Source organism: Thioclava sp. NG1 (assembly GCF_003122275.1).
Taxonomy (GTDB): domain Bacteria; phylum Pseudomonadota; class Alphaproteobacteria; order Rhodobacterales; family Rhodobacteraceae; genus Thioclava; species Thioclava nitratireducens.
Window position 1 is genome coordinate 191,923 of the sequence record NZ_QFBB01000003.1, and the last position, 11,793, is coordinate 203,715.

Annotated in this window: 12 protein-coding genes; 8 read left to right on the forward strand and 4 right to left on the reverse strand. The window is 64.1% G+C overall.

All coding sequences use genetic code 11. The features are described 5' to 3' along the window. Positions 1-277 precede the first annotated feature (277 nt). The gene (locus tag DEM26_RS06460; RefSeq protein ID WP_088718550.1) at positions 278-580 is read left to right on the forward strand and encodes a hypothetical protein; all 303 of its coding nucleotides are present in this window, start codon (positions 278-280) and stop codon (positions 578-580) included. Here the strand turns inward: DEM26_RS06460 and DEM26_RS06465 are convergent. Genes DEM26_RS06465 through DEM26_RS06475 form a run of 3 tightly spaced genes read right to left on the reverse strand, consistent with a single transcriptional unit; the run spans position 577 to position 2,680 of the window. Then, positions 577-1,098, reverse strand: a complete 522-nt coding sequence (locus DEM26_RS06465; protein ID WP_088718549.1) for a gamma carbonic anhydrase family protein — start codon at positions 1,096-1,098, stop codon at positions 577-579. The genes DEM26_RS06460 and DEM26_RS06465 overlap by 4 nt on opposite strands. Further along, on the reverse strand, positions 1,095-1,739 hold the full coding sequence (gene gmk / locus DEM26_RS06470) for a guanylate kinase (protein ID WP_075774902.1): 645 nt from the start codon (positions 1,737-1,739) through the stop codon (positions 1,095-1,097). The genes DEM26_RS06465 and gmk overlap by 4 nt, the downstream gene beginning before the upstream one ends. A gap of 5 nt (positions 1,740-1,744) precedes the next feature. Next, positions 1,745-2,680: a YicC/YloC family endoribonuclease gene (locus DEM26_RS06475; RefSeq protein WP_233243038.1), complete on the reverse strand. Its 936-nt coding sequence runs from the start codon at positions 2,678-2,680 to the stop codon at positions 1,745-1,747. Positions 2,681-2,855: 175 nt separating this feature from the next. On the opposite strand from DEM26_RS06475, the gene DEM26_RS06480 reads away from it, so the two are divergent. Further along, a complete protein-coding gene (locus DEM26_RS06480; RefSeq protein WP_109171979.1) occupies positions 2,856-3,638 on the forward strand; it encodes a PAS domain-containing protein in 783 nt (260 codons plus the stop codon). 104 nt (positions 3,639-3,742) lie between these two features. Here DEM26_RS06480 and DEM26_RS06485 read toward each other — a convergent pair whose 3' ends face one another. Continuing rightward, entirely contained in the window at positions 3,743-5,113 is a 1,371-nt protein-coding gene (locus tag DEM26_RS06485) for a class II 3-deoxy-7-phosphoheptulonate synthase (protein ID WP_075775120.1), read from the reverse strand. A 220-nt stretch (positions 5,114-5,333) separates the two neighbouring features. Here DEM26_RS06485 and DEM26_RS06490 point away from each other — a divergent pair, with 220 nt between their 5' ends. From DEM26_RS06490 to DEM26_RS06515, 6 genes are all read left to right on the forward strand, one after another. After that, a complete protein-coding gene (locus tag DEM26_RS06490) occupies positions 5,334-6,362 on the forward strand; it encodes a GlxA family transcriptional regulator (protein WP_088718547.1) in 1,029 nt (342 codons plus the stop codon). 191 nt (positions 6,363-6,553) lie between these two features. Next, complete coding sequence (locus tag DEM26_RS06495; RefSeq protein ID WP_109171980.1) at positions 6,554-7,738, forward strand: ABC transporter substrate-binding protein; 1,185 nt, start codon at positions 6,554-6,556, stop codon at positions 7,736-7,738. A 104-nt stretch (positions 7,739-7,842) separates the two neighbouring features. Then, a complete protein-coding gene (locus tag DEM26_RS06500) occupies positions 7,843-8,703 on the forward strand; it encodes an ABC transporter ATP-binding protein (protein WP_088724355.1) in 861 nt (286 codons plus the stop codon). Further along, positions 8,700-9,404 (forward strand): ABC transporter ATP-binding protein, encoded by a 705-nt coding sequence (locus DEM26_RS06505; RefSeq protein ID WP_075774907.1) that lies wholly within the window; start codon positions 8,700-8,702, stop codon positions 9,402-9,404. The genes DEM26_RS06500 and DEM26_RS06505 overlap by 4 nt, the downstream gene beginning before the upstream one ends. 3 nt (positions 9,405-9,407) lie before the next feature. Further along, entirely contained in the window at positions 9,408-10,415 is a 1,008-nt protein-coding gene (locus tag DEM26_RS06510; protein WP_075774908.1) for a branched-chain amino acid ABC transporter permease, read from the forward strand. Continuing rightward, the gene (locus tag DEM26_RS06515) at positions 10,412-11,740 is read left to right on the forward strand and encodes a branched-chain amino acid ABC transporter permease (protein WP_088722827.1); all 1,329 of its coding nucleotides are present in this window, start codon (positions 10,412-10,414) and stop codon (positions 11,738-11,740) included. The genes DEM26_RS06510 and DEM26_RS06515 overlap by 4 nt, the downstream gene beginning before the upstream one ends. Positions 11,741-11,793 lie beyond the last annotated feature (53 nt).

An 11,793-nucleotide genomic window follows, 5' to 3' on the forward strand; every position in this document is an offset into this window, starting at 1 on the left:
TGTCATAGACATGAAATCCAACCCCGCATCGGCATCGCAACTCACGCTTCGCGGTTCGCAATCAATGGGTTGTAGAATGGTCACCGAGACGTTAAACCTAGGCGTGTATTTAGCGGAGCCCGGTCGGGTTCCGTCGAATACATCATCGGGGGCGATGAGGTTATTACGAATTATGCCAAGAACCCCGAGTTCCCGCCTTGCGCTACAAGCTGTTCTATTTCAATGCGTGAAAACGTCCGAGAGCAGCAACCTTCTGCTTGTAGACCCGGGCGGAAAGTTGCCCCCGTCGCTCAACGAGATTTCGGGCCAGGCGATTCAGGTACTGCAATACGACCAGATCACCGCAAAAAAGATGGCGGCTCTGCGCCCCGAACTGGTGCTGGCGCCGCTGCTGACCACGCGGTTCGACATTCTCGATCTGGCAAAGCGTCTCGAACGGTTCGGGTTTACCGGCAAGCTGCGGGCCTATTCCACTCCGCTTCCGAATATCGACTTCATCCGGCAGGAGGTGCGCGCCGCGCATCCCCAGCTCGATTTCGATATATTCACCTTGCCGGTCGACAAGCGTCGCGACAATTAGCCGATCGCTTTCAACCCCTTGGCGAAACGCGCCGCATTCTCGCGGTAATGCGCGGCCGAGCCCAGAAGCGCCTTGCGCGCGCCCTCGTCGAGTTCGCGAACGATCTTGCCCGGCGCGCCCATCACGAGGCTGCCGTCGGGAATTTCCTTGCCCTCGGTGATCAGCGCACCGGCGCCGATCAGGCAGCCCTTGCCGATCTTCGCGCCATTCAGAACCGTCGCCCCCATCCCGATCAGCGAGCCGTCCCCGATCGTGCATCCATGCAGCATCGCCTTGTGGCCGATCGTGCAATTTTCGCCGATGGTCAGCGGAAAACCCATATCGGTATGGCAGACCACGTTTTCCTGCAGGTTCGAGCCACGTCCGACCCGGATTTCCTCGTTATCGCCGCGCAGGGTCGCGCAGAACCAAACCGAGGTTTCGGCTTCCAACACGACCTTGCCGATCACGTTGGCGTCGGCGGCGACCCATGCGTCTTCGGCGATTTGCGGGGCGATCCCGTCCAGTTCGTAAATCATCTTGCGTCGAACTCCCTGTTCAGTTTTCGCACGAATTCGCTGAGCCCGACCTGACGATCGCGGCGGTTACGCTCCGCAGTCAGAATGGTGCGCAGCATCTCCTCGGCGCGGTCGAGGTCGTCATTGACCAGAACATAGTCATATTCCGACCAATGGCTGATCTCGGCGAGCGATTTCTCCATCCGGCTGCGGATCACGTCGTCGCTGTCCTGCGCGCGGCTGCGCAGACGGTCTTCCAGCGCCGCGATCGAAGGCGGCAGAATGAAGATCGAGACCACGTCCTTGCCAAGCGTGGAGTTGCGGATCTGCTGACCGCCCTGCCAGTCGACGTCGAAGAGCGTATCGCGCCCCTCGCCCATCGCCGCCTCCACCGGGCCTTTCGGGGTGCCGTAGAAATTGCCGAACACCTCGGCATGTTCCAGCATGTCGCCCTGCACCACCATCGCTTCGAACTCTGCGCGGGTCTTGAAGAAATACTCGACACCATCGGTCTCGCCCGTGCGCGGATCGCGCGTCGTGGCCGAGACCGAGAAGCGCAGCGTCGGATCCCAGCTCATCAGCCGTTTGGCGAGCGTGGATTTTCCAGCGCCCGAGGGCGAGGACAGGATGATCAGAAGGCCGCGGCGGGCAGTGTCGGGCATTGGTATCACTCTACGTTCTGGATCTGCTCGCGCAGCTGGTCGATCGCGTATTTCAACGCCAGACCGATCCGCGTCAACTCCGCATCGCCCGATTTCGAGCACAGCGTATTGGCCTCGCGCACGAATTCCTGCGCCAGAAATTCGAATTTGCGGCCCACGGGCCCGGTCTCGGCGAGAAGCGCGCGCGCGGCCTCGACATGGACGCGGAGCCGTTCGATCTCTTCGGTGACATCCGCCTTGATCGCGATCAGCGCCAGTTCCTGCGCGACCCGGTCGGGATCGGCCTCGGTCGCTTCCATCACCCGCGCGAACGCCGCGCGCAGCGTCTCTGCAGCTTTCGGAGCGCGTGCTGCGGCGGCGATTTCCGCTTCATCGGTCAACGCCGCGATCTCGTCGATGCGGGAGGCCAGCAACGCGCCCGTCCGCGCGCCTTCCTCGCGGCGCATCGCGACGAAGCTTTCCAGAACGGGCGCAAAACTCTCCATCAAGGCGGCCAGCAGTGCGGCGGGATCCTCAATCGTGCTGCCCGAGTGGTCGATCACCCCGCGCATCGCCATCAGGTCGCTCGGCTTGAGCGGCGCCAGCGCCACGCCCTTGCGTTCGGCGGCGCGCTCGACCTTGTCGACGGCAGCAAGGGCCGCGTTCAGCACCTCCGGCTCGATCCGCATCGCGGCACTGCCTACGGCCTGCGTGAGCTTCAGGTTCAGCGTGACGTTACCCCGCGCGACCCGTTCGCCGACCGCCTTGCGCAGCGCCGGCTCCAGCCCCTCGATATCGGGCAGCCGCAACCGCAGGTCGAAGCCCTTGCCATTGACCGAGCGCAGATCCCAGCTCCAGTCATGCCCCGCGCCGCTCCCCTGTCCGGCGGCAAATCCGGTCATCGAGACGGTGGCGGCGGCGGGCGCCCCCTCCGGGCGCGGCTCTGGGGCGGGCTTAACCATTTAAGAGTTTCTTTCTCCATGTGACGAAAAAATGGCCTAACTTGGGGCCCGGTAAGAGTTCAGTAACGATTTCGTCCCGACGGTCAACCGCAAGGCGCCCCGCGCCACCGGCGCGCCGGGCGAGAGAAAGCGGCCCCGCGCCCGTGCCGCGCGGGACGAAACAAGGATGATAGAAATGGATCGCGAGACCGACAGCAACGCTGCATCCCCCGCCTCGGCCAAAGGTCGCCGGGTCGGCAACGAGCTGCATGCCTATTGGGAGGCGCTGCTCGACGGTCGCCCGATGCCCGCGCGCGCCGATATCGATCCGCGCGGCATCGACCGGGCACTGCAATTCGCCTTCATCCTCGAGCGCGTCGCGCCGGGCATGGCGCGGTTTCGCCTTGCCGGCCAGCATATCTGCGGCCTGATGGGAATGGAGGTGCGCGGCATGCCCCTGACCTCGCTCTTCGCGCCCGAAGCCCGCAAACAGATCGCCGATCTGACCGAGGCCGTCTTCGCGCGTCCCGCCATCGCCGAGGCGCAGCTGGCCTCGGCCGCAGGGCTCGGAAAACCGGAACTGACGGGCCATCTGCTGATGCTGCCGCTGACGGACGATTTCGAGGCGGTGACGCGCGCGCTTGGATGTTTCGTCGCGGAGCCTCTGCGCAATACGGACGCGGCGGACGGTAACCCCGACGCCGGACGCGCCCCGCGCCGCTTTACCGTGTCAGCCGCGCGGATCAAGCCTTTGGAGATGCCGCCCCTGCGCGAGCCGCAGCCTTCGCCCCGACCGACTGGGCGCAGGTCTCCTCCGGCGCACTCCTTCGAGCAGCCCGTGCCGACCGCCGCCACCTCCGGCTTCGCCGAAAGCCAGACGCCTTACACCCCGCGGCCGAAATTCCGCGCCGCACATCTGGCGGAAATGACCCCGGAAGAGCGCCGCGCGATGTTCCGGGTGGTGCGACAGGAGGGTTAAGACCCGTGATGGATGACCTCTGCACCGCCGACAGCAATAAATAGGCCCGGACGCAAAGGTCCGGGCCGATCCATTTCGTAAACTGTGCCGCGGCGCGCGGGGCCTTATTGCGACGCCGCTTTCGCGAGCTTGCGGCGGTCCTGCAGCTCCTCGGCCACGAGGAACGCCAGTTCCAGCGATTGCGAGGCGTTCAGGCGCGGGTCGCAGGCGGTGTGGTAGCGCGAGGAAAGATCGCCGTCGGTTACCGCGCGCACGCCGCCGGTGCATTCGGTCACGTCCTTGCCGGTCATCTCGAAATGCACGCCGCCGGGGATCGTGCCCTCGGCTTTGTGAATCGCGAAGAATTCCTTCACCTCGCGCAGCACGGAGTCGAACGGGCGGGTTTTGAAGCCCGACGCGGACTTGATCGTGTTGCCATGCATCGGATCGCAGGACCAGACGACATTCGCGCCCTCGGCCTCGACCGTGCGGATCAGGCGCGGCAGGTGATCGCCGACCTTGCCCGCGCCGAAGCGCGCGATCAGCGTCAGACGGCCCGCCTCGTTCTCCGGGTTCAGCTTCTCCATCAGCACCTTGAGGTCGTCCTCGGTGGTGGTGGGGCCGCATTTCAGACCGATCGGGTTCTGCACACCGCGTGCGAATTCGACATGTGCACCGTCGGGCTGACGGGTTCGATCACCGATCCAGAGCATGTGACCGGTGCCCGCAATCGGCAGGCCGGAGGTGGAATCGATGCGGCAGAGCGCCTCTTCGTATTCCAGCAGCAGCGCCTCGTGCGACGTGTAGAAATCGACCGAAGCCAGCTCATTCGCGGTTTCCGAGGTCACGCCCGCGGCCCGCATGAAGTCCATCGCCTCGCTGATATGGTTGGCGACTTCGCGGTATTTCTCGGCCTCGTCGGCATCGGTGAAGCCGGCGATCCAGCTCTGAACGCGGTGGATGTCGGCGAAACCGCCGGTCGAAAAGGCGCGCAGCAGGTTCAGCGACGCCGCCGCCTGCGTGTAGGCCTGCAGCATCCGGTTCGGATCGGGCAGACGCGCCTCCGAGGTGAATTCGAAGCCGTTGATGATGTCGCCGCGGTAGCTCGGCAGCTCGGTGCCGTCGATGGTCTCGGTCGGCGCCGAACGCGGCTTGGCGAACTGGCCCGCCATGCGGCCGACCTTGATGACCGGAACCTTCGCGCCCCAGGTGAGCACGACCGCCATCTGCAGCATCACCTTGAACGTGTCACGGATATTGTCGGCGGAGAATTCCCCGAAGGACTCGGCGCAGTCGCCGCCCTGAAGCAGGAACGCCTCGCCACGCGCAGCTTTCGCAAGCTCCGCCTTCAGCGTGCGCGCCTCGCCCGCGAAGACCAGCGGCGGCATCCGCGACAGCTGTGCCTCGACAGCGTTCAGCGCCCCCTGATCGGGATAGTCGGGCATCTGAACCCGCGGTTTCGCGCGCCAGTCCGATTTGCTCCAACCCTTGCCCATCTGATCCTCCAAAAGCGTGGTCGTGTTCATTCGGCGCCGCTTATAGACGGCGCGGGTCTGGGAAACAAACCCGAATTTGCATTTCGACAAGTCTGCAGCGCCCACCTTGCCCCCCTCTTGCGGCGCGCGCCAATTTCCTGTTTCGGTGATTCACCACAGATGACGGATTGACGACATGCCTGATCCCCGCCCCACCCGTCGGCCAGCCCCTTCGCAAGGAATGATCCGGATTGGCCCGGACGCACGCCAGCGTTCGGTCGTCTTCCTGCTTCTGGAGCGATTCACGATGATGGCCTTCGCAAGCGCGATCGAGCCGCTGCGCCTCGCCAACCAGGTATCCGGTCGCACGCTCTACACGTGGAAACTCGCCTCAGAGTCCGGCGCGGATGTCACCTGCTCGAACGGGACGACCTTCCGCACCGATATCGGTCTGGAGGAGCTGGGACGCGACACGATGGTGCTGGTCTGCGGCGGCATCGACGTGGCCGAGGCGGTCAGCAAGCCGCTGTTGAACTGGCTGCGGCGCGAGGCGCGGCGCGGCGCGGTGATGGGCGGCTTGTGCACCGGCTCTTACGCGCTGGCCCGCGCGGGTCTGCTCGACGGCAAGCGCGCGACGATCCACTGGGAGAATATCGACGCCTTCGCCGAGGATTTTCCCGATATCGAACTGACCAAGGGCGTGTTCGTGATCGACGGCAACCGGGTGACGACGGCGGGCGGCACCGCCTCGATCGACCTGATGCTGCGGCTGATCGCCCGCGATCACGGCGAGGAACTGGCCAATACCGTCGCCGATCAGCTGATCCATTCCTCGATCCGCTCGGACCGCGACACCCAGCGGCTATCGATTCCCACCCGGATCGGCGTGCGCCACCCCAAGCTCGCGCAGGTGATCGGCCGGATGGAGCGCAATATCGAAGACCCGATCAGCCCCGCGACGCTCGCCACCGAGGTCGGCATGTCGGCGCGCCAGCTGGAGCGGCTGTTCCGCCGCTACCTCAACCGCTCGCCCAAGCGCTATTACATGGAATTGCGGCTGCAGAAGGCGCGTAACCTGCTGATGCAGACCGAAATGAGCGTGATCAACGTCGCCATGGCCTGCGGCTTCGCCAGCCCCTCGCATTTCTCGAAATGCTACCGCGCGCATTACCAGACCACACCCTACCGTGAACGCGGCGCGAGCGCCGCGGGCGAGAAGGAGATCCCGGACGCCGCCTCCGAGGTTGGACCGGAAGACTCGCTCGACTGAAAATTGCGCAATCCGCCCCCTCGCCTTTCACGAATTTGCACAACGGCCCAAATTGCCGTTACGTCGCATTGCGCGATGCTTGACCTTCGGGTCGGTTTTTCGCGTCATCGCGCCACTCGCGGTTCTTCACATTTGACGCACCGCGCACTAACCTCGCGCAAGAACGCGAGTTCCAACACGGGAGTGAACACATGAAAAAACTGCTTCTGGCTTCGGCTGCGATCGCGCTTGGCGCGACCGGCGCATATGCCGATGACGTGAAGATGGGCGTCCTGCTGGGCTTCACCGGCCCGCTTGAATCGCTCGCCCCGCCGATGGCGCAGGGTGCCGAGATGGCGATCAAGGAAGTCTCCGACTCCGGCAAGCTGCTGGGTGGCGACACCGTGACCGCAGTCCGCGGCGACTCGACCTGCGTCGACGCAGCAGCCGCAACCGCGGCTGGCGAAACGCTCGTCACCACCGACAAGGTCGCTGGCATCATGGGCGCGATGTGCTCGGGCGCGACCACCGCTGTCCTGCAGAACGTCGCCATGCCGAACGGCGTCGTGATGATCTCGCCCTCGGCGACCTCGCCGGCGCTCTCGGATATCGAAGACGATGGCCTGTTCTTCCGCACCGCTCCGTCGGATGCGCGTCAGGGCGAAGTCATGGCCGATGAGCTGATCGAAAAAGGCATCAAGAACGCCGCCGTCACCTACACCAACAACGACTACGGCAAGGGTCTCGCGGACAGCTTCGAGAAAGCCTACAAGGCCAAGGGCGGCAACGTCACGATCTCGGCCGCGCATGAAGACGGCAAGGGCGACTACTCCGCAGAAGTCGCATCGCTCGCCTCCGCGGGTGGCGACGCGCTCGTCATCGTCGGCTATATCGACCAGGGCGGCTCGGGCATCCTGCGCGGCGCGCTCGACACCGGTGCCTTCGAGACCTTCGTCTTCCCCGACGGCATGGTCAGCCAGACGCTCGAAGACAATTTCGGCTCGGAAATCAACGGCTCCTTCGGTCAGCTTCCCGACTCCGCGGGCGACGGCATGAAGACCTATCTCGGCATGGCCGAGAAAGCCGGCTTCGACGGCTCGTCGGCCTATTCGGGCGGCGCCTATGACGCAGCGGCTCTGATGCTGCTCGCGATGCAGGCCGCCGACTCCACCGACCCGAAAGTCTACAAGGACAAGGTCATGGAAGTCGCGAACGGCCCCGGCGAGAAGATCTATCCCGGCGAGCTGGGCAAGGCGCTCGACCTGATCAAGGAAGGCAAGCCGGTCGATTACGAAGGCGCGACCGCCGTCAACCTGATCGGCAATGGCGAAGCCGCGGGCACCTTCCGCGAAATCGAGATCAAGGACGACAAGATCGAAACGGTGAAATACCGCTAAGCGATCATCAGACGCGAGACAGCCCGGAGCGATCCGGGCTGTTTTCAATTATAAAACAAAAAGATGCGGCGTGAAGCTAACATGCCTACAACTCAGGGGACCCTATGATCCGGGTTGAAAACCTAGTCAAATCCTTCGGCGGATTCCGGGCGGTCGATGGCGCGAGCCTCGAGATTGAAACCGGCTCTATCACCGGGCTGATCGGACCGAACGGCGCCGGCAAATCCACGCTCTTCAACGTCATCGCAGGCGTGCACGAACCCACCGCGGGCCGTGTAACGATGGATGGCGAGGACATCACCGGGCTTGCCCCGCACGAGCTGTTCCACAAGGGGCTGCTGCGCACCTTCCAGATCGCGCATGAGTTTCCTTCGCTCACCGTGCGCGAGAACCTGATGATGGTGCCCACCGGGCAAGCCGGCGAGACGCTCTGGAACACGTGGTTCGGGCGAAAACACATCCGCGAGGAAGAAGCGGCGCTTCTGAAGAAAGCCGATGAAGTGCTTGATTTCCTGACGATTTCGCATCTCAAGGATGAGAAGGCAGGGAACCTCTCGGGTGGTCAGAAGAAGCTTCTGGAACTGGGCCGCACGATGATGGTCGAAGCCAAGATCGTCTTCCTCGACGAGGTCGGCGCGGGCGTGAACCGGACGCTTCTGAACACGATCGGCGACGCCATCGTGCGACTGAACAAGGAGCGCGGCTACACCTTCTGCGTGATCGAACATGACATGGATTTCATCGGCCGCCTCTGCGACCCGGTCATCGTGATGGCCGAGGGCAAGGTGCTGGCCCAAGGGTCCGCCGATCACATCATGGAAAACGAGGCCGTCATCGAGGCCTATCTGGGGACCGGCCTGAAGAACAAGGTCAAGGCCGAGGAAACCGCCGAGACCGCCGCGCATGAAGACCACGGCGCGCAGCCCGGTCTGGGCGACGAAGCAGGCCATGGAGGCGACAAATGAGCTACCTCGACGCCTCACACATGACCGGCGGCTACGGCAAGGCCGACATCCTGCACGACTGCACCCTGACCGTCGAAAAAGGCGAGATCGCGGTGATCGTCGGCCCGAACGGCGCAGGCAAATCCACCGCGATGAAGGCGGTCTTCGGGATGCTCGGCCTGCGCGAAGGCAAGGTCACGCTCGACGGGCAGGACATCACCGGCCTCTCGCCGCAGGACCGTGTCAAGAAAGGCATGGGCTTCGTGCCGCAGGTGAACAACGTCTTCCCGACCATGACGGTCGAGGAAAACCTCGAGATGGGCGCCTTCATCCGCGACGACGATTTTCGGGGCACGATGGATCAGGTCTTCGACCTGTTCCCGATCCTGAAGGAAAAGCGTCGCCAGAATGCGGGCGAACTGTCAGGCGGGCAGCGTCAGCAGGTGGCCGTGGGCCGCGCGCTGATGACCCAGCCGAAGCTCCTGATGCTCGACGAGCCGACCGCAGGCGTCTCGCCCATCGTGATGGACGAGCTGTTCGACCGCATCATCGAGGTCGCGCGCACCGGCATCTCGATCCTGATGGTCGAACAGAACGCCCGCCAAGCGCTTGAGATCGCGGATAAAGGCTATGTGCTCGTGCAGGGCGCGAACAAGTACACCGACACTGGCGAGGCCCTTCTGGCCGACCCGGAAGTCCGCCGCACCTTCCTGGGGGGCTGAGCAATGGAACTCATCAACGCGCTCGTCGCGGTTACCAATTACGTCATCATCCCCGCCACCGCCTATGGCGCGCAGCTTGCGCTCGGCGCGCTCGGGGTCACGCTGATCTACTCGATCCTGCGATTTTCCAACTTCGCGCATGGCGATACGATGGCCTTCGGCACCGGGGTCGTGATCCTGATCACCTGGGGTTTCCAGGCGATGGGGATCAGCTTCGGGCCTCTGCCGACCGCCCTGCTCGCATTGCCCTTCGGCATCGTCATCACCTCGGCGCTGATGCTCGGGACCGACAAGGTCGTTTACCAGTATTACCGAAAAGTCAGGGCTGCGCCCGTGGTCATGGTCATGGTCTCGGTCGGCGTGATGTTCGTGATGAACGCGCTCACGCGCTTCCTGATCGGCGTCGACCAGATCAATTTCGACGACGGCACCCGCTTCGTCATCAACGCCCGGCAATGGCGCGACATGACGGGCCTCTCCGAGCCGCTGACGCTGCGCTCGACGCAGGTGATCACCGTCGTCACCGCGATCATCACCGTGGCCGCGCTGTTCTGGTTCCTCGGCAAGACGCGCACCGGCAAATCCATGCGCGCGTTTTCCGATAACGAGGATCTGGCGCTGCTGTCGGGCATCGACCCGAACAAGGTCGTGGCCGTGACCTGGATCATCACCGGCGCGCTCGCGACCATCGCAGGCACGCTCTACGGGCTCGACAAGTCGTTCAAAGCCTTCACCTATTTCCAGCTTCTGCTACCGATCTTCGCCTCGGCCATCGTCGGCGGCATCGGCAACCCGGTGGGCGCGATCGCGGGCGGCTTCGTGATCTCCTTCTCGGAGGTGGGCCTCACCTACGCTTGGAAGAAGGTGGCGACCTATCTGATCCCGAACTGGGAGCCGGACGGGCTCGTTCAGCTTCTCTCCACCGACTACAAATACGCAGTCAGCTTCACGATCCTGATCCTTGTCCTGATCTTCAAGCCGACCGGCCTCTTCAAGGGGAAAATCGTATGAGCAGCAATCGTCAGGCTGGTGAGACCAGCCGTCTCCGTGCGCCCCTCTTCTTCGCCATCATGGCCGCGCTCATCCTGCTCGAAGGTTTCACCTCGGGCTGGAACTCGGCGCTCGGCATTCTCAACATGGGACTGCTGTCGGCAATCATGGCGCTCGGCGTGAACATGCAATGGGGCTATGCGGGCCTGTTCAACGCGGGCGCGATGGGCTTCCTCGCGCTTGGCGGCCTCGCCCCGGTGCTGATCTCCATGCCGCCCACTCCCGGCGCTTTCTCGGGCGGCGGTCCGGGCATCATGGCGGCCTTCTTCGTGGCCATCGTCGCCGTGCTGGCGGCGGTCTGGATCTGGCGCAATCTGCGCGGAAAGACGCGCGGCCTCGCCGTGACGGCCGTGCTGATCGTCGGCTTCTTCACCTATCGCTGGCTCTTCGATCCGGCGGTCGAAGTGATCGAGGCGATCAACCCCTCGGCGCAGGGCAACCTCGGCGGACTTGGCCTTCCGACGCTGATCTCCTGGCCCGTGGGCGCGGTTCTCGCCGCAGGCGCGGCTTGGCTGGTCGGCAAGACCGCCCTCGGCCTGCGCTCGGATTACCTCGCGATCGCCACGCTGGGCATCGCGGAGATCATCGTTGCGATCCTGAAGAACGAACAGTGGCTCGACCGCGGCGTGCTGAACGTCAATGGCATCCCGCGCCCCTGGCCGGTGCCCTACGAGATCGACCTGCAGAACTCGCCCGACTTCGTCGCGCAAATGCAGAGCTGGGGCCTCGATCCGCAGCTTGGCTCGACCATCGTGGTGAAGCTGGCCTTCCTCGTGCTGTTCGTGATCGTCATCCTAGCGCTGATCTGGCTGACCGAGATGTCGCTGAAATCGCCCTGGGGCCGGATGATGCGCGCGATCCGCGACAACGAGATCTCGGCGGCGGCAATGGGCAAGAACGTCACGCGCCGCCATCTGCAGATCTTCGTGCTGGGCTCGGCGGTGATCGGGCTTGCGGGCGCGATGATGATCTCGCTCGACGGGCAGATGACGCCGACCTCCTACAACCCGCTGCGCTACACCTTCCTGATCCTCGTGATGGTGATCGTGGGCGGCTCGGGGAACAACTGGGGTTCGATCCTCGGTGGCGTGCTAATCTGGTATGTCTGGGTCAAGGCTGGCGACTGGGGCCCGGATATCATGGGCGCGCTGGCGGCTCCCTTCCCCGACGGCGGGTTCAAGGATCACCTGATCCAATCGGCCCCGCATATGCGGATGCTGGTGATGGGTATCATCCTGCTGATGGTGCTGCGCTTCAGCCCGCGCGGGCTCTTGCCGGAGAAATAAAAAAGGGGGGCTCTGCCCCTCGCCCGTTCCGGGCTCTCCCCGGGATATTTCTT

What these genes read in the sequence shown, in the direction of transcription:
- gmk (WP_075774902.1), bottom strand. Translation starts at nt 1,739, where the DNA reads ATGCCCGACACTGCCCGCCGCGGCCTTCTGATCATCCTGTCCTCGCCC.
- DEM26_RS06490 (WP_088718547.1), top strand. Translation starts at nt 5,334, where the DNA reads ATGATCCGGATTGGCCCGGACGCACGCCAGCGTTCGGTCGTCTTCCTG.
- DEM26_RS06475 (WP_233243038.1), bottom strand. Translation starts at nt 2,680, where the DNA reads ATGGTTAAGCCCGCCCCAGAGCCGCGCCCGGAGGGGGCGCCCGCCGCC.
- DEM26_RS06515 (WP_088722827.1), top strand. Translation starts at nt 10,412, where the DNA reads ATGAGCAGCAATCGTCAGGCTGGTGAGACCAGCCGTCTCCGTGCGCCC.
- DEM26_RS06505 (WP_075774907.1), top strand. Translation starts at nt 8,700, where the DNA reads ATGAGCTACCTCGACGCCTCACACATGACCGGCGGCTACGGCAAGGCC.
- DEM26_RS06510 (WP_075774908.1), top strand. Translation starts at nt 9,408, where the DNA reads ATGGAACTCATCAACGCGCTCGTCGCGGTTACCAATTACGTCATCATC.
- DEM26_RS06485 (WP_075775120.1), bottom strand. Translation starts at nt 5,113, where the DNA reads ATGGGCAAGGGTTGGAGCAAATCGGACTGGCGCGCGAAACCGCGGGTT.
- DEM26_RS06465 (WP_088718549.1), bottom strand. Translation starts at nt 1,098, where the DNA reads ATGATTTACGAACTGGACGGGATCGCCCCGCAAATCGCCGAAGACGCA.
- DEM26_RS06480 (WP_109171979.1), top strand. Translation starts at nt 2,856, where the DNA reads ATGGATCGCGAGACCGACAGCAACGCTGCATCCCCCGCCTCGGCCAAA.
- DEM26_RS06500 (WP_088724355.1), top strand. Translation starts at nt 7,843, where the DNA reads ATGATCCGGGTTGAAAACCTAGTCAAATCCTTCGGCGGATTCCGGGCG.
- DEM26_RS06495 (WP_109171980.1), top strand. Translation starts at nt 6,554, where the DNA reads ATGAAAAAACTGCTTCTGGCTTCGGCTGCGATCGCGCTTGGCGCGACC.